The following is a 20334-nucleotide window of genomic DNA, read 5'->3' on the forward strand; positions in this document are numbered from 1 at the left end:
TGACGGACGTCATGAACAAGTCTGCGCGCTTCTCACTTTTGATGGAAACAACGCTATGTATGACAATCTGAAAAGCTTAGGTATCAGTAACCCGGACGACATTGACCGCTACAGCCTGCGTCAGGAAGCCAATAACGACATTCTGAAGATCTACTTCCGTAAAGATAAAGGCGAGTTTTTCGCGAAGAGCGTTAAATTCAAATATCCGCGCCAGCGCAAAACTGTCGTTGCCGATCACGCGACTCAGGGCTACAAAGAAGTTCAGGAAATCAGCCCGAATCTGCGTTATGTCATCGATGAACTGGACCAGATTTGCCAGCGCGATCAGGTTGAAGTGGATCTGAAACGCAAAATTCTGGATGACCTGCGTCATCTGGAAAGCGTGGTCGCCCACAAGATCTCAGAAATTGAATCGGACCTCGAAAAATTAACCCGTAACAGCCGTTAATGTCCTGTCTGACAAGAGAGGCCAGCTTTGCTGGCCTTTTTTATGCCGCAAATCTTCTCCCTACCCCTGCTCATCCAGTTGCAAAGCCACATAGAGCAGTAGCCTGTCGTCAAAATGACCCAGATTCAGTCCGGTCAGCTCAGAAATCCGGTTCAGGCGGTACTCCAGCGTATTACGATGAATGAACAGCGCACGTGCGGTAGCGCTCGGCTGGACGTTATGGGTGAACCAGGCGATTAACGTGCGGCGCAGCAAACCGTTGTTATCCATGCTCTTGAGCTTCGCCAGCGGCCGGGCCAGTTCATTGGCCTGCCAGCCGCCGCGCAGGCTGTCGAGCAGCACCGGCAGCACCAGATCCTGATAAAAATAGCTGCGTACTTCAGGCATACGCTGCTTGCCCACCATCATGGTGGTGCGCGCCGTCCGATAAGAACGTGCAATGCTGCCCGGCCCGGTAAAGAAGTTACCCAGCGCGATACGCATCCGAAGATGACCACTCTCTTTCATCCGCTGCAGCAGCTGCTCGACGCGGCGGCGATGATCATCCTGATCGTAACGTCCATGCCCATTCAGGGCCGGTTTCAGCACCACCATTTCGGTCAGTGACACAATAGCGATCAGATTATCGCGCTCCGGTGTGGTCAGCAGCGTTTGCAACTGCTGTAGCTCTGACATCGCGCTGTCGACGCCAAGCTGACCGCTATCCACCTCCAGAACGGCCACCACACGCGGTTGATTGAGATCGATGCCAAGCCGCTGAGCCCATTCGGTCAGCTGTGGCGACAGGGTATCGCTGCGGATGAGATTCAGCACCAGCTCTTCACGCAGACGGCTGTCCTGTGCCAGCATATGCAGAAGCCGTGCCTGCTCCAGCATCATCTCTGCGGTCATGCAGACCAGCTCGCCATAATGCCGCAATGCCAGCGGCTCGCCGGTCAGGCCAATCACCCCGACGATGTCACCATCAATGCGCAGCGGCAGGTTAATGCCGGGCCGTACGCCATGAAGGTGTTTAGCCACGGCTTCATCGATGTCGACTACGCGGCCCTGCGAAAGCACCAGTAGCGCACCTTCGTGCAACTCCCCAATGCGTTCCCGGTCACCGCTGCCGATAATGCGGCCCCGCGCATCCATCACATTGACATTGCTGTCAATAATTTTCATGGTGCGCGCCACGATATCCTGTGCCAGCCGGGCATCAAGGTGATAGGTAGCCATCCATTACTCCTGAAAAAGAGGGGGAGAAACAGAATACGCATGGAAAGCAGGCAGAACATTGTGCATTTGCACAGAGCCAGGCGGTCATTTGCCGAATTTGCGGTGAGCATCACACTCTGCCAGGGCAAATGCCGGGCATAAAAAAGGCGGACCCTGGTCCGCCTCTTCATCAGTGGTCGTTCCGTTACTGCATCAGCAGGTAGATACTGCTGTCGCCGCGCTTCACATTCAGTGCCAGAACAGCTGGTTTGGTATCGAGAACTTTGCGCAGCTCGCCGAGGTTGGTTACCGGCTGCTGGTTAACGCCCTGAATCACATCACCCTTCTTCAGGCCGATACGCGCTGCGGCACTGCCGGCTTTCACATTATCAACGCGAACGCCTTTATCGCCGGTTTCAACATTGCTGAGGTCAGCCCCTTCAATGCCGTTGTAGATGGTGGCGGACTGCACTTTCGCCTGGCTGCTCTGCTGCAACTGAACAGAAACATCGACCGGTTTGCCGTCACGCAGCAGGCCCAGTTTCAGGGTGGTGCCAACCGGCAGTGAACCGACTTCTGCACGCAGTGAAGCAAAGCTGCTCAGCGGTTTGCCATTCATGGAGACAATCACGTCACCCGCTTTGATGCCCGCTTTCGCAGCTGCAGAGTCTGGCAGTACCTGGCTGACAAACGCACCACGCTGTGCGTCGACTTTCATCGCTTTTGCCAGTTCGGAGTTCAGTTCCGTGCCCTGCACACCCAGCTCGCCGCGTTTCACCTGTCCAAACTCAACCATCTGCGCCGTCAGGTTTTTCACCATGTTGCTCGGAATTGCAAAGCCGATACCGATATTGCCGCCATCCGGTGCCAGAATAGCGGTGTTAATCCCAATCAGTTCACCGTTGAGGTTAACCAGCGCACCACCGGAGTTGCCCCGGTTAATCGCCGCATCCGTCTGGATAAAGTTTTCGTAATTTTCTACATTCAGGCCGCTGCGTCCCAGTGCCGAAACGATACCGGAGGTCACGGTTTCACCCAGTCCATACGGGTTACCGATTGCCACGGTGTAGTCACCGACGCGCAGATTGTCGGAGTCAGCAATTTTCACGGCGGTCAGATTTTTGGCTTCCTGTAGCTGAACCAGTGCAATGTCAGAGCTGGGATCTTTACCGATGACTTTTGCATCATAGCGACGGCCGTCGCTGAGCTGCACCTGAATTTTGGTGGCATTATTTACGACGTGGTTATTGGTCACCACATAGCCTTTTTCGGCATTGATGATCACGCCCGATCCCAGCGCACGGAATTTTTCCTGCTGGGTATCAGGGGCAAGTCCGCTACCGTTACCGCCTGCACCGTCACCGTTCTGGCACAGGGGTGAACCCTGGAACGGTGAACCGTCCTGACAGAACGGCGAATTGTCGCCAAAAAATTGCTGAAACTGCTGTGGCATGCGTGGCGTTTTTACTGTGGTAGTGCCCTCAACGCTGATACTGACCACAGACGGCATCACTTTTTCCAGCATGGGAGCCAGGCTTGGCAGTTGCTGGCTTTCGGAAGAGGCCGTTTGCGCAGCAGAAACAGTAACAGGGGCGAGCGCCATGCTCAGGCTCAATGCCAGCGCACTTAACACTAAAGTCTTTTTTTTCATTTTTCGTTTCTCAATAAGATTACTGTTCAGACCATTGCTGTGGTCGAAAGGTGAGATAAATGTTTTAGCGCGAAGTTCCTTTAAAAGTTTAAGCCAAAGGTAAAAATTTATTCGCGCTCTTTACAATCGGCGGCTTATTCTACTGCCATCAGCCGCCGGTACTCATCCCAGGCATAGAGATCGGTCATACCGCTAATATAATCCTGAATAAGCCGGAAGCGATAATAACGCTCCCACAACAGCCGCTGATATTTATGCTCCACAACCAGATTACGCATCTTGTGCAAATAGGCTTTACGGTGTTTCCCGGAGAGCTTATGGAAAAGCCGCGTTTCAATCGGGTGCTGGCGCAGGAAGTCTTCATTCATCAGCGTGGTAAAGGCTTCATAATTAAGGCGCATCAGCGGCTGATAGATCTCCAGCAGCCCTTTAATCACGCGGTAACCCTGCAGTTCCAGCTGCTCAACTTCGGAGTGATTAAACACCTGCTGGCGCGCAACGGTCTTAAACAGTTGCAGTAAACGCCCTTCTTCACCCTCATCTTCCAGCAGTGCATGGTTAAAACTTCCCTCGAATATTGCAGGCAGATTATCAACAAAACGTTTCACCGCGTAACTGACCAGCACGCTCTGAACATTTACGCGTAATGACATAAAAAATTGATCGCTGCGGCTGCGGCGTTTTTTACTGCAGGCTTCCCGCCAGGCTTCGCCAATAGTCCGGCTAAAGGCGTCATTATTTTTCACCGGCCCCCAGGCTTTACTGAGAAATTCAAACAAACTCTCAACATTAAAAATATCTTTTTCTACAGCGTCGTCCAAATCGGCAATACAATAGGAGATATCATCTGCGGCTTCCATTATATAGGTGAGCGGAAATCGGTGGTGTTCTTCCATATTGGTGGCAGCACGCAGGTCGGCAATATAATCCTGCTCAGAGAGATAAAAACCGGGTTTCTTCATTAACACGCTAAATTCGGCGGGCTTTTCACCCTGCCACCAGGCAGGAGCAGTATATTTGAGGATACAGGCGACCTGAGAATAACTGAGATTGAGTTGCAGCAGCGTATGCACCATACGGATAGCCTGCGCGTTGCCCTCAAAATGGCAGAGATCCTGGCGTATCATGGCGTTCAGCTCATCAAAGGCTTTGCGCTGCGCATCCCCTTCAACGCCCGCCACCAGCGGATCGACCAGCTCGGCAGCGAGGTTCTCTTCAAACCAGTCGTTAATAGCTGCCTCGCCAAAATGACCAAACGGCGGATTGCCCACGTCATGCAGCAGACACGCCATTTCGATCAGGCTTTCAAATGCGCCTTCAAGCTCATCCAGACCATACTGCGCCAGCCCGCCCTGCATCTTCAGGGTTTGCAGGATCTCTTTGGTGATGTAGCGTCCGGTCTGCTGCACCTCCAGCGAGTGTGTCAGTCGGGAACGGACAGCGGCATTGCGCTCCAGCGGAAAAACCTGCGTTTTCTGTTGCAGTCGCCGGATGGCGGCGGAGTTGATAATCCGTCCACGGTCGCTCTCAAAATGGCGGGTAATATAATATTCGCCTTCCGGATCTTTTCGACTGGTATAAGGGCGCGAGAAGCTGATCTTCTTCCTGAAATTGATCGCCGACATGAATTACCCCTGACTTTTTCGTGAATTAATCCCCTGAATGCCATGGTAGACTATGCCCTAAATTTTGATTCTTTACATTAGCGGAACTCACTATGAAAGCAGGCATTATTGGCGCGATGGAGCAGGAAGTCACACTGCTGCGCGACAAAATTGAAAACCGTCAAACGCTGTCGCTGGCGGGTTGTGAAATCTATACCGGCACCCTGCAGGGCGTTGAGGTGGCACTGCTGAAATCGGGCATTGGTAAAACCTCTGCGGCGCTGGGCACCACGCTGCTGCTGCAGCTCTGCAAACCCGATGTGGTGATCAACACCGGTTCGGCGGGCGGTTTATCGCCGTCGCTCAGCGTCGGCGATATCGTGGTGTCAGACGAAGTGCGTTATCACGATGCGGATGTCACCGCATTTGGTTACGAGCCGGGTCAGATGGCGGGTTGTCCGGCCGCATTTGTGGCAGACAGCAAGCTGATTGCTGCGGCGGAAGCCTGCATTAAGCAACTGGACCTGAATGCCGTACGCGGTCTGGTGGTGAGCGGTGATGCCTTTATCAATGGTGCCGAACCGCTGGCACGCATTCGCAACCTGTTCCCGCAGGCGATTGCCGTTGAGATGGAAGCAACCGCTATCGGTCACGTCTGTCATCAGTTCCAGGTACCGTTTGTGGTGGTCCGTGCGATTTCCGACGTGGCCGATAAGGAATCTCACCTCAGCTTTGATGAGTTCTTAAGCGTAGCGGCAAAGCAATCTTCGCTGTTGGTGGAGAACCTGCTGGCGCATCTGGCGCATGGCTAAAACGCTGCTTTTCTGCTGGCTGCTGCTGTTGAGCGGCAGCCTGCTTGCCTCCCCGCCCCGTGTTATCACCCTCGCTCCCCACCTTACCGAACTCGCCTTTGCTGCCGGGATTACGCCGATTGCGGTCAGTGCATGGTCTGACTATCCGCCACAGGCGAAAGAGATTGAACAGGTTGCCAACTGGCAGGGCATCAAGGCCGAACGCATTCTGCAGCTCAAACCGGATCTGGTCTTAGCCTGGCGAGGCGGTAATCCGCAGCGACAGATTGACCAGTTGCAGCAGCTCGGCGTACCGGTTAAATGGATTGATCCGCAGACGCTGGATGACATGTTCACAGCGCTGGCCGATCTGGGCCGCTGGAGCCTCAGCCCGGAACAGGCAAGCAGAGCTGTCCAGGCGTTACGGCAGCAGGAAGCCGCATTGCGTCAGCGCTATACTCACCTGACTGCGGTTCCGCTCTTTTTGCAGTTTGGACAGCAGCCACTCTTTACCGCCGCCAGAGCCACGCTGCAGAATGAGATAATTACATTATGTGGTGGCAGGAATATTTTTGCCGACAGTCGTGTCAGCTGGCCACAGGTCAGCCGTGAGCAGGTACTGATGCGCCATCCTCAGGCCGTTGTGACGGGTGGCAGTGCGCAGCAGGCGGAAAACATCCGTGTGTTCTGGCGACCGCAGCTGGATGTACCGGTGATTGCCATCAACGAGGACTGGCTTAGCCGGCCAGGCCCGCGACTGCTGCTGGCCGCGCAGCAACTCTGTGCGGCTCTGCATCCCGATGAATAAATCGGCGAATTAATTAAAGTCACTGCGATTTTTGCCGTTGATCAATACCAGAGACGAACGCGCCACGTATGCTCGCCGTCCTTTTAGCGCCCCGGCGCTTTTTTAAAACACCAGGAACCTTATATGACCAGAGCACTGCTGCTGGCCATAGGGCTGTCGATCGCCGGTTCTGCCTTTGCAGGATCGATAAATGGCTCTATTGGCGCCAGACTTGTCATCTATTCACGCTGTGAAATCAACACGGCTAACGGTCAGCCCGCGCCACAGATCAACTGCGGCAGACAGGCAAGCGCGCAGCCACGCGTAACCCATAGTCAGATTCAGTCGCAGGGAAGTGTGAAACAGAGTAACCGGCTGGTCACAATCGAGTGGTAAACGAGGCCGTCGCGATGACGGCCTTCATCATCAGATACTAAAGGAAGAGCCACAGCCACAGGTGGTTTTGGCATTTGGATTGGTCACGATAAAGCGTGAGCCTTCCAGACCTTCGGTGTAATCCACCGAACCGCCCACCAGATATTGCAGGCTCATCGGGTCAACCACCAGCGAGACGCCCTGCTTTTCGATCGTCATGTCGCCATCATTCAGTTGATCATCAAAGGTGAAGCCGTACTGGAAACCACTGCAACCGCCACCGGTGATATAGACGCGAAGTTTCAGCGCCGGGTTCTCTTCGTCGGCAATCAGGTTCTTCACCTTGGTGGCTGCGGCGTCGGTAAACTGCAACGGCAGTGCTACTACTTCATCACTCATGTTTTACTCCGGTAAACGCCCAGGTCAGAAAACGACCTTAATAACGCTATTATCAGCCAGCACCTCAGCGCAATCAAGCTCTGCCCTTCGCACTCTGTGCCGCTTTCACCTCTGTTAAGGGCGCCGCGGGTGAATCCGCCTTTCGTCTGCTGCCCCTCTTCCGTAGAATGGTGCAATATTTTTATGAACCGCTGGAGCCGAAAATGAGTAAGTCCGAACAACTGTTTGCCGAGGCACAACGCCTGATCCCGGGCGGGGTAAACTCGCCAGTACGCGCATTTACCGGCGTGGGCGGCGTTCCGCTGTTTATTGAACATGCTGATGGCGCGTATCTCTATGACGCCGATGGAAAAGTCTATATCGACTATGTTGGCTCATGGGGTCCGATGGTGCTGGGTCATAACAACGCGGCGATCCGTAATGCCGTGATCGAAGCGGCCCAGCGCGGCCTGAGCTTTGGCGCACCGACCGAAATGGAAGTGACCATGGCGCAACTGGTGTGTGAGCTGGTGACGTCTATGGAGATGGTGCGGATGGTCAACTCCGGCACCGAAGCAACCATGAGCGCGATTCGTCTGGCGCGTGGCTTTACGGGCCGCGATAAAATTATCAAGTTTGAAGGCTGCTATCACGGTCACGCCGATCATCTGCTGGTGAAAGCGGGTTCCGGTGCCTTAACGCTGGGTCAGCCAAACTCTCCGGGCGTACCGGCTGATTTCGCTAAACACACCCTGACCTGCACCTTTAACGACCTCGACTCGGTGCGCAGCGCCTTTGAGCAATATCCTGACGCCATCGCGGCCATCATCGTTGAGCCGGTCGCCGGCAACATGAACTGCATTCCGCCGCAGCCGGCGTTCCTGCCAGGCCTGCGTGCGCTCTGCGATGAGTTCGGCGCACTGCTGATTATTGATGAAGTGATGACCGGTTTCCGCGTGGCGCTGGGCGGCGCGCAGGCTCACTACAATGTGCGTCCTGACCTGACCTGTCTCGGAAAGATTATCGGTGGCGGGATGCCGGTTGGCGCATTTGGTGGCCGTCGCGACGTGATGGCTGCGCTGGCCCCGACCGGTCCGGTTTATCAGGCGGGTACGCTTTCCGGTAACCCCATTGCCATGGCCGCCGGTTTTGCCTGCCTGACACAGATCGCGCAGCCTGGCACGCACGACAAACTGGATGCCCTGACCCGCCAGCTGGCTGAGGGTCTGCGCGAAGCAGCCCAACAGCAAAATATCCCGCTGGTGATTAATCATGTGGGCGGGATGTTCGGCCTGTTCTTCACCGAGGCTGATAGCGTGACCTGTTATGCCGATGTGACCCGCTGCGATGTAGAGCGCTTTAAAACCTTCTTCCATCTGATGCTGGAGGAAGGTGTTTACTTTGCGCCATCAGCTTATGAGGCAGGCTTTATGTCGCTGGCGCACAGCGAAGAGGATATTCAGCGCACTGTCGACGCCGCGCGTCGTTGTTTCGCGAAGCTGTAATTGCGGCAGCGTTAGAGGCAAAGACCGGCAGCAGCACCCGGTCCAGGATCTCACAGCAACATAAAACTCAACGCGCAGGGAACACGGGCAGAGGAGGAAAGCGTCCCGCGCCTGGGACAAAAACGCCAGGCGTTTTTGAACAACGCAACGCGTTGGCCGGTTTACGGGCGCACCTCAGGGATGAGGTGCGTAATCGCGCGGGCCGAGCGTGTCAGGGATGACGGCTTTTGCGTCTTTACGATCTGACCGTGTTCCCTTCGCAGGCTCAGTCTCACAGCCAATCGGGCCAGACTTTGTTAGTAATCTCAGACCGGTTTGCGCTGGTCTTTTTTTAACCTGAACGCCGCAGCAGCCAGATAAAGTAAGGCGCACCTAAAAAGGTCGCCATCAGCCCGGCTGGGATTTGATCCGGGAATGCCAGCATTCGCCCGCACCAGTCAGCCAGTATCATCAATCCCCCGCCCAGCAATCCCGACAGCAGCAGTTGCGGCAAGGCCCGCCGGAACCCCAGCATCCGCGCCATATGCGGTGCCATCAGTCCGACAAAACTCAGCGGACCGATAGTCAGCGTCGCGCTGGCGGTCAGCGCGGCGGCCAGCAGCAGCAGACTCAGCCGCGCGGGCGTCAACGCCATGCCCGCCGAGCGTGCAGTCGCACTTCCCAGCGGCAGCAGCGTCAGCCAGCGACTGGCCAGCGGGGCCAGTGAGACCAGCACCAGCGCACAGAGGGCACTCAGAATCGCCTGACTGCCGCTGATGTTATAGGTCGAGCCGGAGATCCAGCTCAGCAGCCCGCCCATACGCGGATCGCCGCTGGCCAGCAGCAGCATCAGCAGGGTGACAAAGGCGCTGTTAAGCGCCATACCCGCCAGCAGCATCCGCTCCGGCGAGAAGCCGCCATGGCTGGCTACCGTTATAATCACCAGCAGCGTCAGTGCGGCACCCACAGCACCGGCGGGCAGCAGCCAGGCCATCGCATCGCCTGGCACAAAGAACATCATGACCACTATGCCGCAGGCAGCTCCGGAACTGATGCCCAGCACTTCCGGGCTGGCCATGGGATTGCCGGTCAGCCGCTGAATCAGACTCCCCGCCACGCCCAGCATCAGACCGGTTACCAGCGCCGCCAGCACGCGCGGCGCGCGCCACGGCAGCAGTGATTGCAGCATCTCGCCCGCTGACCAGATCCAACCCTGCGCATCACGTCCAAACGCGAGAGCTCCCCACCCCAGCAGCGCCAGAACAGCGAGACCGATCAGCGCCCAGCGCAGCAGGTTCTGTCGCTCGGCGGGCACATTGTCACCCTGATTCAGCGCGGGCGGCACTGAACCGGTGCGCAGTCGCGGCAGCAGCCACAGCAGAATCGGTACGCCAAGCAGGGCCGTGGCCGTGCCGGTCGGGATATCGCGCCAGTGCGTGCTGAGCCATAACACGCAACTGTCGGCCAGCCACAGCAGCAGCGCGCCAGTCAGCGGTGCCAGCAACATCCGGGTGAGGAGCCGTCGTCCACCCAGCAGCTTCGCCAGCAGCGGTGCAAACAGCCCGATAAAGCCGATGATACCGGCGACATTGACCAGCTGCGCGCTGAGCAGAATCGCCAGTCCAAGGCCGCCAATCCGCGCCACAGAGAGCGCCAGACCCAGGTTTTTCGCGACACCATCATCCAGCCCCATCAGCGTCAGCGGACGCAGCAGCGCCAGCGCCAGCAAAAACCCCAGCAGCAGGCGCGGCCAGAGCTGCTGCACGTTTTCCCAGCTCATCTGATTCAGCGCGCCGGTGCTCCACAGAAACATGTTCTGCAGCTGATCGTGATTGAAGATAGCGAAGATTTGATTGACCGCGCCGCTGTACAGGCTCAGTACCAGCCCGGCCAGAATCAGCGTCACCGGCGACAGACGTTTGCCCCAGGCCACACCGAACACCAGCGCGCCCACCAGCAGCGCCCCGCTAAGCGCAGCAAACTGCTGTGTCAGTGCCCCGCCCGGCAGATGCCACAGCGTCGCGACGGTAATGCCCAGCTGCGCGCCGGAAGAGACACCCAGCGTGGTCGGCTCCGCCAGCGGGTTGCGCAGGATCTGCTGAAACAGCAGACCGGCTAACCCCAGTCCGGCCCCCACCAGCAGCGCCAGCGCCGTGCGCGGCAGCAGGCTGTAGTGAAACACCATCTGCGGCAGGTTATTGACGGCCGGTGACCAGAATGCCTGCCACCATTCAGCCTGAGGCAAGGCGTGGTGCAGATTAACCAGCGTCAGGCTGAGTGAGAGCAGAAAAAGCAGGCTGAGAAGGCCTGCGGGAAACAGAGCATGGCGCATCAGTGCGTCTCCAGCGCGCGTTCCAGCACGCGAACAAAGTGCAGCGCCGAGAGCGTTGCACCGTAATACCAGACCGCCGGGACGCGCTGAAAGCGTCCGGTGCGGACAAACGGCATAGCCTGCCACAACGGACTGCGCATCAGCTGCTGCATCTCCACGTCATTGTCATGATCGAAACAGATAACATCTACCTCCCCGGCCTGCGCCAGCTGTTCGATGCCGATCACTGCGCTGCCCCAGAAGTTGGTTTCGCCCTGCCAGCCATTTTTCAGGCCCAGCAGCGTCATCACTTCCAGGAACAGGCTGTTTTTACCGAAGGTAATGGCGTGACGACTGTCGAGCAGCGACATCAGCAGAAGCGTGCGTCCGGCATAGGGTGCCAGCCGCTCACGCGCCGCCGCCAGCTGATCATCGACCTCGCGCAGATGCTGCTCCGCCCGCTCGCTTAATCCCAGGCGCGCTGCCAGCTGACGCAACGATGCGCGCGCGGCGGTGAAGGGTTTTCCGTCGCCGCTGTGAAGATCAAAGCCCATGATGGGTGCGATGCGCGTCAGTTTCTCTTTGGGCGGGCCGTAGCCATTAGAGCAGAGGATCAGCGACGGCTGCATTTGCGCCATCAGCTCAAGATTGGGTTCGGTGCGCAGGCCGACGTCGATCACGTCCGCAGACAGCTTCGGCTCACCTACCCAGATGTTGTAGTTGTGCAGATCGGCCACGCCCCAGGGCGTAACGCCCAACGCAATCAGCAGTTCGGTGGGTAACCACTCCAGTGCAATAATCCGACCCGGATCCGGCGTGGCAGCACGCAGAGGAAGCGCACAGAACAGTGGCGAGGCCGCCAGCGCCAGCAACAGTCGGCGGCGATAAAGATCGGGCATCATCCTTTCCTTAACAGACAAAACTGACCGGCGCGCCGCCCTGCGGGTGCGGTAAAATGCCCATTGGAATGCCATAAATTGCACCCAGTACCTCAGGCTGCATAATTGCTCCGGCGTCACCTCCGGCAATCATCGCACCCTGACGCAGCGCCACCAGATGATCGCAGTAGCGTGCCGCCATGTTGATATCGTGCAGCACCGCAATCACGGTCAGGCCGCGCTGCTGGCTCAGGTCTTTTATCAGCGCCAGCACCTCCACCTGATGGGCAATATCCAGCGCCGAGGTCGGTTCATCCAGCAGCAGACAGCGGCTGTTCTGCGCCACCATCATCGCCAGCCAGGCGCGCTGACGCTCACCGCCTGACAGACTGTCCACCAGCCGACCGGCAAAGGGCTTTAGCCCGACCTGCGCAATCGCATCCTCTACCCTATCGCGATCCTCCTGAACAAAGCGCCCCAGCGCCCCGTGCCAGGGATAGCGGCCAATCGCTACCAGCTCACGCACCGTCATCCCTTCGGCGGCCGGTAACTGCTGCGGCAGATAGGCCACCTCGCGGGCAAAGGCTTTACTGTTCCAGCGCCCGACGGGCTGCTGATTCAGCAAAACCTCTCCACTGCTGGCCGCATGATGGCGACCCAGCATTTTCAACAGCGTCGATTTGCCCGAGCCATTGTGGCCAATCAGCGCGGTCATTTTACCCGGTGGAAAAGTCAGCGACAGGGGCTGGAGGAGAGTGCGGCCGGGCACTTCGAAACTGGCATTCTCCAGCCTGAAGGTTGCCTCTTCTGCGTGCGGATGCGGCATGGTTATCCCTGTGAACGGGCGCCTAAGCGCCCGGTTAAATCAGAATCTGAAGGTCGCGGTGCCGACAATCTGGCGTTCCGCACCCCAGTAGCAGGCGTATTCACGGTAGCAGCTGGCGACATACTCGCGGTTGAACAGATTGTTAACGTTAACACCCACTGTCGAGCCTGGCAGACCGAAACGACCCAGATCATACTTCAGCGCCGCATCCACCGTGGTGTAACCGGCTACCTTAAAGTTCTGGTTCGAGAGTCCAGCAGAGGTATTAGTTGGGGTTTCAGCATACAGCCCCTGGCTTTCACCCACGTAACGGACCCCAGCGCCGATCGTCACCCCTGACAAAGCTGTCTCGTGGAAGGTGTAGTCGCTCCACAGTGAGGCCATATGTTTCGGCACCTGCACCGGCGTTTTGCCTTTAAGCGACGTGTCTTCAGTATATTCCGCATCGGTGTAGGTGTAGGAGGCCGTCAGGTTAACGTTGGCATTGAGCGCCGCTTTAGCTTCCAGCTCTACGCCCCGTGACCGGATTTCACCGCTCTGAACGCTGAAAAAAGCTCTGTCTGGATCGGGATCGGCAGTCAGATTTTTGGTTTTGGTCAGCTGGTAAAGCGCTGCGGTGAGCACCACCGGACGATCTTTCGGTACATATTTCACGCCCGCTTCATACTGCTTAGCGCGTGACGGATCAAATGCCTGACCCTCATAGGTTGAACCCGCATTCGGAATAAAGGCTTCACTGTAGCTGAAGTAAGGCGCGATTCCGTTATCAAACACATAGTTCAGACCCCCACGCCAGGTAAAGGCCTGATCGTTCTGGCGATCAACGCTATTCGCCACCCGATCGTAAACCGAGGTCATGGCGTAGTCGTAGCGGCCACCCAGTGTCAGCACCCAGCGGTTCCATTCCATCTGATCCTGTGCATAGAGGCCGGTCTGACGCTGCTTATTCAGATGCTGATAAGGATCGGCAAATGGCGTTACGCCGTTATCGCCATATTGCGGATTAACTGCATTCAGGCTGGAAGCAGTGCCAAACTGTGCGTCGATATCATTGCGGGTACGCTGGAAGTCCACGCCCAACAGCAGCGTATGATCAACCTGGCCGGTGGCGAATTTCGCCTGCGCCTGGGTATCGACCGCCAACTGGTTGAGCGTCTCTTCTGAAACTGCCGAACCGCGCGTGATTTGCTGAGTCTCCGGCAGGAAACCATTGCCATAGATACTGCGGTAATCGGTGCGCAGGTCGGCGTAACGCAGGTTCTGGCGCAGCGTCCAGGTGTCGTTAAGGCTGTGCTCGGCGTTATAGCCCACCATTTTGGTAGTGCGTGAAATCTTATTGCTCTGCTCGCCTTCGTCGAAGTCGGTCGGCAGTTTGTACTGGCTGCCATCGGCACGGGTGATCGGCACCACAGTGCCCTGACGCGGCAGCCAGCCGTAATAACCAGTTTCTGGCTCGTTCTGGAAATAGGTCAGCAGATCAATGCGGGTGCGATCGTCGGGACGCCAGCTGAATGACGGAGCGATAGTGTAGCGCTTCTCTTTGTTCATCGACTGCTGCGCATCCTGACTGCGCGCCTGACCGGTCAGGCGATAGCTGTAGACGCCGTTATCATCCAGCGCGCCGCCAAAATCAAAGCCGGTCGAAAAAAGGTTGTCGTTGCCCATCTGGAACTGTACTTCGCGCAGCGTTTCCTGGGTTGGACGCTTGCTCACCAGCGAGACCACACCGCCCGGATTGCTTTTGCCATAGAGCACCGACACCGGACCGCGCAGCAGTTCGGCGCGCTCCAGGAAATAGGGGTCGATGGCAAACTCAGAGTAATTATCTCCCTGCAGCTTCAGGCCATCCAGATACTGATTGGTATTGGTTTCGCTGAAGGCGCGAATGGATAACGCATCAATCACATCTGAGCTGCCACGGTTACCGGTCAGCACGCCAGGCGTATAGTTAAACGCCCCTTTCACGCTGGTCACGTTGCGCATCTCCATCTCTTCGCGGGTAACCACGGAAACAGACTGCGGATTTTTTTCAATCGGTGTGTCAGTTTTGGTGCCCGTGGCGCTGCGTTTCGCCGCCACGGTCGGTGCCGGCCCCCAGGCGCTTTCCGCCTCGACGCCGCTGCCGCCATCCGCCGAGACCACCATAGTCTCCGTCTGCGCAGCATAAAGCGAGGAGCTCAGGCTCAGTGAAATCATGACGCCCAGAAGCGGCCGGGAAAATGTTTTTTTGGTGTTGTCTGCAAAAGTCGTTCGCGCATTCATAAAAAGGTGTCTCTTAAAATAGGCTCAGGCGAGCGAATCGAAACGATAATGATTATTATAACGGATTAGATAATATGCGAACTTCAGCGACGACTGCAAGCAGAAATCCCAGCAGTGACGCCGTTTGCAGAGCCGTTTACCCGTATTGATCAAAAACAAAAAAAGGGCGCCGAAGCGCCCTTTTTAACCTGTCTGACTGATTTATTTGCCAAACATATCTTTTATCCAACCTGCTACGCCGTCGCTGTCTTTCTGCTCCTGCTCCTGCGTTTGCTGGGCCGGTTGCTGTTGCGGCTGTTGCTGCTGTTGCTGGTCAAACAGCTGTTGCTGCTGCTGAACCTGCTGCTGCTGTTGCTGACACAGCGCATTCGGATCCAGCGCCCACACCGGCAGAGAACGCCAGGTGCTGCTGCCCGTGCCACAGACGAAGTTACCGGCCGAATCCACATTCATCAGTGATACATCTTCCGGCGGCGTCAGCTGCAGCGGCATGGGTGCCTGATTGTCGAGGTAGCGACGATAGAGCTGCATCGCACCGCTGGCACCGTAGAGTTTGGTCGGCTGGTTGTTATCACGTCCTACCCAGGTGATCGCCACTTCTTTGCCATCAATACCGGCAAACCAGCTGTCCACCAGATCGTTGGTAGTACCGGTTTTGCCCGCCAGATGCGCATTCGGGAAACGCGCGCCCAGCGCACGGGCGGTACCGTGGTCAGCGACCTGTTGCATGGTGTAGAGCGTCAGATAAGCGGCCTGCGCCGGTTCCACACGCTGCGCCTGCGGATAGCTCTGATAGAGCACGCTGCCATCTTCTGCAATCACCGAACGCACCGCTGACAGCGACGCGCGATTGCCGCCGCTGGCGATCGACTGGAACGCCTGTGCCACTTCAACCGGCGTCAGGTTTAAAGCACCCAGCAGCATCGCCGGAACCGGATGCAGCTGCTCTTTCGGCACGCCCAGCTTGTTCCAGGTATCGACTACCGCATCCAGCCCCAGCGTCATACCGAGGTTAACCGTCGGCACGTTCATGGAGTTGGTCAGCGCGTCCACCAGCATCACTTTGCCGCTGAAGCGACGGTCGTCGTTCATCGGTTTCCAGATGGTGCCATTTGGCTGCTTCAGCGCAATCGGCTCATCGGCGATCCAGCTGTTCAGGCGATAGCTGTTTGGCTGGCTCAGCGCGGTGAGGTAGGTCGCCGGTTTCGCCAGGGAACCAATAGAGCGACGCGCCTGCAACGCACGGTTATAACCGGCATACTGCGGATCGGCACCGCCGACCATAGCACGGACTTCGCCGCTGAAGCGGTCAACCACCACCATTGCGGTTTCCAGATCCTTCAGACCACGCTGTTTTTTCAGCGTCGGAATGCCGTCAACCACCGCTTTTTCGGCCGCATCCTGCGAGACCGGATCCAGCGTGGTAAAGATCTTCACGCCGGAGAGATCTTTAATCTTGTCGCCCAGTTTCGCCTGAAGCTCGTTACGCACCATCTGCATAAAGGCAGGCTGTGGCGTGATCACACCGCCCTTTGGCTGCACGCCCAATGGACGCGCCGACAGCATGTCGTACAGCTCCTGGTCGATCACTTTCTGCTGCTGCAACAGGCGCAGCACCAGGTTGCGGCGTTCCAGCGCCAGTTTCGGGTTACGCCACGGGTTATAGAGCGACGCCCCTTTCACCATGCCAACCAGCATCGCCTGCTGATCCAGACTCAGCTCATCAACCGGACGGCCAAAGTAGTAGAGGCTCGCCAGCGGGAAGCCGCGAATCTGATCGCTGCCCGCCTGACCGAGATAGACCTCATTCAGGTAGAGCTCCAGGATGCGATCTTTGCTGTAGCGCGCATCCATGATCACCGCCATATAGGCTTCACGCGCTTTACGCCACAGCGAACGCTCATTGGTCAGGAACAGGTTCTTAACCAGCTGCTGCGTCAGCGTACTGCCACCCTGCACCGCTTTCCCGGCCGTGATGTTCGCCAGGAAGGCGCGACCAATGGAGTACGGACTGATGCCATCATGCTCATAGAAATGGCGATCTTCAGTGGCGATCAGCGTATCGACCAGCAAATCAGGGAAACCGGTGCGCGGCACGAAGAGTCGCTGTTCACCATTGGGTGACTGCAGCATGGTGATCAGACGCGGATCGAGGCGGAAAAAGCCAAAATCACGGCCGGTTTCGAGGTTTTTAATCTCGCTCAGCTCATCTTTGGTAAAGCTCATGCGCGCGTGGATTTGCCCCTCTTTACTGTCGGGGAAATCAAACGGGCGACGCAGCAGATCAATGGTGTTGCCCTTCACCGAAAACTCGCCAGGGCGGGTGATACGGGAGACTTCGCGATACTGAGTCCCTTCCAGCAGCGCCACCATTTCACTTTTGTTGTAGGCCATGCCCGGTTCCAGGCTGACCATGCGGCCATAGACGGTGGCAGGCAGTTGCCACACCTTACCGTCAATCCGGCTGCGAATTTCCGAGTCGAGGTAGATGCCCCATGCGACCATTACCACCACAAACACCAGGAACAGTTTAATTAACCATCCCAGCCAACGGCGTTTGCCGCGCGGCGGTTTTCCACCTTTACCTTTACGTGGCACCGGCGCTTCCTCCTCGTCATCATTAAAATCGTCCTGATCGATATCCTGTTCGATATCCCTGCGTCGTCCCCGGCCCGCACTGCTGCGCGGCGGCAACGGTTTACCTTTGCGCCCTATTGGTTCGCGATCGTTCCCAGACATTACTTTTCTTCTCCAGGCAGTGCTTACGGCAGCGCCGCTACTCTAACTGCTTTCTCGCGTGCCGCATGGCAGAACCCTCTGAATTCGATCCAGCGGACTCAACCCTGCGGGGACATTTTTTTGGTTCGCCTTGTTGGCAAGGCGGTGGCCGGATCCTCTGGCCAGAGGTGTTTCGGATAGCGTCCCTTCATCTCTTTCCTGACCTCCGGCCAGGCACCGCGCCAGAACGCCGCCAGATCGCGGGTGATCTGCAACGGACGCTGGGCGGGCGATAACAGCTCGAGCACCAGCGGGATGCGTCCTTCCGCCACGGTGGGATTCTGCGCTTCGCCAAACATCTCCTGAATCCTGACTGCCAGCGCGGGCGGCTTATCCGCATCGTAGCGGATTGGCAGCCGGCTTCCGGTCGGCACAGTGTAATGAGTTGGCAGCACAGTATCCAGCCGCTGACGTTGTGACCATGTGAGTAAATGTAAGAGCGCCGTGGTCAGGTTCACCGCCTGCAGGCTGCGCAGATCGCGCACTGCTGACATCTGCGGCAACAGCCACTGCGGCAGGCTCTCAAGCAGGCTTTCGTCATCCATGGCGGGCCAGCTCTCTTCCGGCAGCCACTGCGCCGCACACTGAATGCGCAGGCGCAACTGCCCGGCATCCGGCGTCCAGCCCAATACCGACAGACCTTTTTCGGCGATCCAGCGCAGCATAGCCGCGTGAAGCACGTCCGGCTCCGGGCGCGCCATCGGCTGGGTCTTCAGGATCAGGGCGCCAATCTGCTCACGTCTGAACGCACGCAGCGTGCCCTTCTCTTCATCCCACTCCACTTCGGTCCGACGCTCAATCAGCGCTGGCTGATGCTGGCATAGCGTTTCAATATCGACCGGCAGTGCCAGCAACATCCGGGCATCCGGCGTCGCACTGCCCTGCAACAGGGCGGGTGTAATCAGCCATTCGTTGCGCGTCAGGCCATCCTGCTCATCGAGTCTGGCCCCCAGCCCGTTAGCCAGCTGATAGCGACCGCTCTGGTCGCGACGCCGCGCCAGCCGATCGCCAAACCCTACCGCCAGCAGGCCAGCGAAGCGATCTTCATCGCCCCGTCCGCCCCGAATTTTAAGCCGCTGCTGCCACTGCTGCGCCCGCCGCTGCCATTGGGCCTGTGGCCGATGCAGCGCATCACGCAGATCGGCACTGCCGCTGCGCGGAGGATCTTCCAGAATCGCCACCAGCAGTGCGGCGCTGGCGACCGCATCCGGCTCATCGCCTGCGGCACAGAGCATAGCAGCAAGCCGCGGATCGCAACCCAGCTTTGCCATACGCCGTCCCAGCGTGTTAAGCAGGCCGTTGCTGTCCAGTGCACCCAGACGGGTCAGCTGTTGTTGCGCTGCCATCAGATTTCTGGCGGGCGGCTGATCCAGCCACTGCAGCTGTTGCGGCCCGGTACAGCCCCACTGCAACAGGTCCAGCCACAGCGACGAAAGGTCACTGTTAACCATTTCCGGTTCGCTCTGCGCCGCCGCACGAGACGCCTGCTCCTGCGGCAGAAGATGCAGACAGATCCCCGGCATCAGTCGCCCGGCGCGACCTGCGCGCTGGATCATTGATGCCTGGCTGATGCGCTGCGTCTGCAGACGCGTTACGCCGCTGCGGGCGTCAAACAGGGCGCTGCGTTCCAGCGCACTGTCGACTACCAGACGAATCCCTTCAATGGTCAGGCTGGTCTCGGCGATATTGGTGGCGAGCACCACTTTGCGACGTCCGGCGGCGGCGGGCAGGATCGCCCGTCGCTGCGCCGCCAGCGGCAGTGCGCCATAGAGCGGTGTCAGATCCACATCGTCACTAATGCGTGATTCCAGCTCGCGTTTCACGCGTTCAATTTCCGCCACGCCCGGCAGAAACAGCAGCAGGGAGCCGTCTTCGTCGCGCAGCAGCTGGGCGACTTCACGCGCGACCGCCTCTTCAAAGCGTACGTTCTGATTCAGCGACGCGTAACGCCGTTCAACCGGATAGCTGCGCCCTTCTGAAATAATCAGTGGCGCATCCGGCAGCAGCGCCGCCAGCCGGGCATTATCCAGCGTGGCCGACATCAGCATGATTTTAAGATCGTCGCGCAGCCCCTGCTGCACATCGAGCAGCAGCGCCAGCGCCAGGTCGGCCTGCAGGCTGCGCTCGTGAAATTCATCGAGGATCACCAGCGATACGCCCTCCAGCATCGGATCGTGCTGAAGCATGCGCGTGAGCATCCCTTCGGTGACCACTTCCAGCCGGGTTTCTGGCCCGACGCAGCTTTCGCCACGCATCCGGAATCCCACTGTGGCTCCCGGCTGTTCGCCGAGCTGTTCTGCCAGCCGCTGCGCCACATTACGTGCCGCCAGCCGGCGTGGCTCCAGCATAATGATGCGTCCCGGCAACGCCGCCTGCTGCAACAACTGCAGCGGCAGCCAGGTCGATTTGCCCGCGCCGGTAGGGGCGGCCAGCAGGATTTGAGAGGCGTCACGCAGCGCCGCCAGGATGTCAGGCAGCACCGCGCTGACCGGTAAATCGCTCACAGCAAACTCCGCTTCTGCCTGTGCTAAGATGGCGCGCATTGTAGCACGTGATATTTGCCG

Annotated in this window: 15 protein-coding genes; 5 read left to right on the forward strand and 10 right to left on the reverse strand. The window is 57.9% G+C overall.

Going from position 1 to position 20334, the window contains the following annotated elements:
• The first annotated feature begins 55 nt into the window (after positions 1 to 55).
• On the forward strand, positions 56 to 448 hold the full coding sequence (locus K6R05_RS15195) for a DUF3461 family protein (protein ID WP_033731626.1): 393 nt from the start codon (positions 56 to 58) through the stop codon (positions 446 to 448).
• A 60-nt stretch (positions 449 to 508) separates the two neighbouring features.
• On the opposite strand, the gene K6R05_RS15200 is transcribed toward K6R05_RS15195, so the two are convergent.
• The 3 genes from K6R05_RS15200 to dgt form a co-directional block, all read right to left on the reverse strand.
• On the reverse strand, positions 509 to 1666 hold the full coding sequence (locus K6R05_RS15200) for a CdaR family transcriptional regulator (RefSeq protein WP_013356833.1): 1158 nt from the start codon (positions 1664 to 1666) through the stop codon (positions 509 to 511).
• Between the two features lie 184 nt (positions 1667 to 1850).
• Positions 1851 to 3296: a serine endoprotease DegP gene (gene degP, locus K6R05_RS15205; protein ID WP_161735480.1), complete on the reverse strand. Its 1446-nt coding sequence runs from the start codon at positions 3294 to 3296 to the stop codon at positions 1851 to 1853.
• 134 nt (positions 3297 to 3430) lie between these two features.
• A complete protein-coding gene (dgt, locus tag K6R05_RS15210) occupies positions 3431 to 4921 on the reverse strand; it encodes a dGTPase (protein WP_161735478.1) in 1491 nt (496 codons plus the stop codon).
• 92 nt (positions 4922 to 5013) lie between these two features.
• On the opposite strand from dgt, the gene mtnN reads away from it, so the two are divergent.
• From mtnN to K6R05_RS15225, 3 genes are all read left to right on the forward strand, one after another.
• Positions 5014 to 5712, forward strand: a complete 699-nt coding sequence (gene mtnN, locus K6R05_RS15215; protein WP_222924516.1) for a 5'-methylthioadenosine/S-adenosylhomocysteine nucleosidase — start codon at positions 5014 to 5016, stop codon at positions 5710 to 5712.
• Positions 5705 to 6499, forward strand: coding sequence for a vitamin B12 ABC transporter substrate-binding protein BtuF (gene btuF / locus K6R05_RS15220; protein ID WP_222924518.1), 795 nt, complete (start codon positions 5705 to 5707; stop codon positions 6497 to 6499). Before mtnN ends, btuF begins: the two co-directional genes overlap by 8 nt.
• A 123-nt stretch (positions 6500 to 6622) precedes the next feature.
• Positions 6623 to 6874 carry a hypothetical protein gene (locus K6R05_RS15225; protein ID WP_161735472.1) on the forward strand — a complete coding sequence of 84 codons (252 nt, stop codon included), beginning with the start codon at positions 6623 to 6625 and terminating at the stop codon, positions 6872 to 6874.
• Positions 6875 to 6904: 30 nt separating this feature from the next.
• Here the strand turns inward: K6R05_RS15225 and erpA are convergent, their stop codons facing one another.
• The gene (gene erpA / locus K6R05_RS15230) at positions 6905 to 7252 is read right to left on the reverse strand and encodes an iron-sulfur cluster insertion protein ErpA (protein ID WP_008925625.1); all 348 of its coding nucleotides are present in this window, start codon (positions 7250 to 7252) and stop codon (positions 6905 to 6907) included.
• 203 nt (positions 7253 to 7455) lie between these two features.
• On the opposite strand from erpA, the gene hemL reads away from it, so the two are divergent.
• Positions 7456 to 8736 carry a glutamate-1-semialdehyde 2,1-aminomutase gene (gene hemL, locus K6R05_RS15235; RefSeq protein ID WP_161735470.1) on the forward strand — a complete coding sequence of 427 codons (1281 nt, stop codon included), beginning with the start codon at positions 7456 to 7458 and terminating at the stop codon, positions 8734 to 8736.
• Positions 8737 to 9067: 331 nt separating this feature from the next.
• On the opposite strand, the gene fhuB is transcribed toward hemL, so the two are convergent.
• The 6 genes from fhuB to hrpB all read right to left on the reverse strand — a co-directional run bounded on the left by fhuB (position 9068) and on the right by hrpB (position 20313).
• Entirely contained in the window at positions 9068 to 11047 is a 1980-nt protein-coding gene (gene fhuB, locus K6R05_RS15240; protein ID WP_222924521.1) for a Fe(3+)-hydroxamate ABC transporter permease FhuB, read from the reverse strand.
• Positions 11047 to 11925, reverse strand: coding sequence for a Fe(3+)-hydroxamate ABC transporter substrate-binding protein FhuD (gene fhuD / locus K6R05_RS15245; protein WP_222925498.1), 879 nt, complete (start codon positions 11923 to 11925; stop codon positions 11047 to 11049). Before fhuD ends, fhuB begins: the two co-directional genes overlap by 1 nt.
• Before the next feature lie 10 nt (positions 11926 to 11935).
• The gene (gene fhuC / locus K6R05_RS15250; RefSeq protein WP_161731523.1) at positions 11936 to 12730 is read right to left on the reverse strand and encodes a Fe3+-hydroxamate ABC transporter ATP-binding protein FhuC; all 795 of its coding nucleotides are present in this window, start codon (positions 12728 to 12730) and stop codon (positions 11936 to 11938) included.
• Positions 12731 to 12769: 39 nt separating this feature from the next.
• Complete coding sequence (gene fhuA / locus K6R05_RS15255) at positions 12770 to 14992, reverse strand: ferrichrome porin FhuA (RefSeq protein WP_222924522.1); 2223 nt, start codon at positions 14990 to 14992, stop codon at positions 12770 to 12772.
• A 201-nt stretch (positions 14993 to 15193) separates the two neighbouring features.
• Positions 15194 to 17731 carry a bifunctional glycosyl transferase/transpeptidase gene (mrcB, locus tag K6R05_RS15260; RefSeq protein ID WP_222924523.1) on the reverse strand — a complete coding sequence of 846 codons (2538 nt, stop codon included), beginning with the start codon at positions 17729 to 17731 and terminating at the stop codon, positions 15194 to 15196.
• 98 nt (positions 17732 to 17829) lie between these two features.
• Positions 17830 to 20313, reverse strand: coding sequence for an ATP-dependent helicase HrpB (hrpB, locus tag K6R05_RS15265; protein ID WP_222924526.1), 2484 nt, complete (start codon positions 20311 to 20313; stop codon positions 17830 to 17832).
• Positions 20314 to 20334 lie beyond the last annotated feature (21 nt).

Source organism: Pantoea alfalfae (assembly GCF_019880205.1).
GTDB classification, from domain to species: Bacteria; Pseudomonadota; Gammaproteobacteria; order Enterobacterales; family Enterobacteriaceae; genus Pantoea; species Pantoea alfalfae.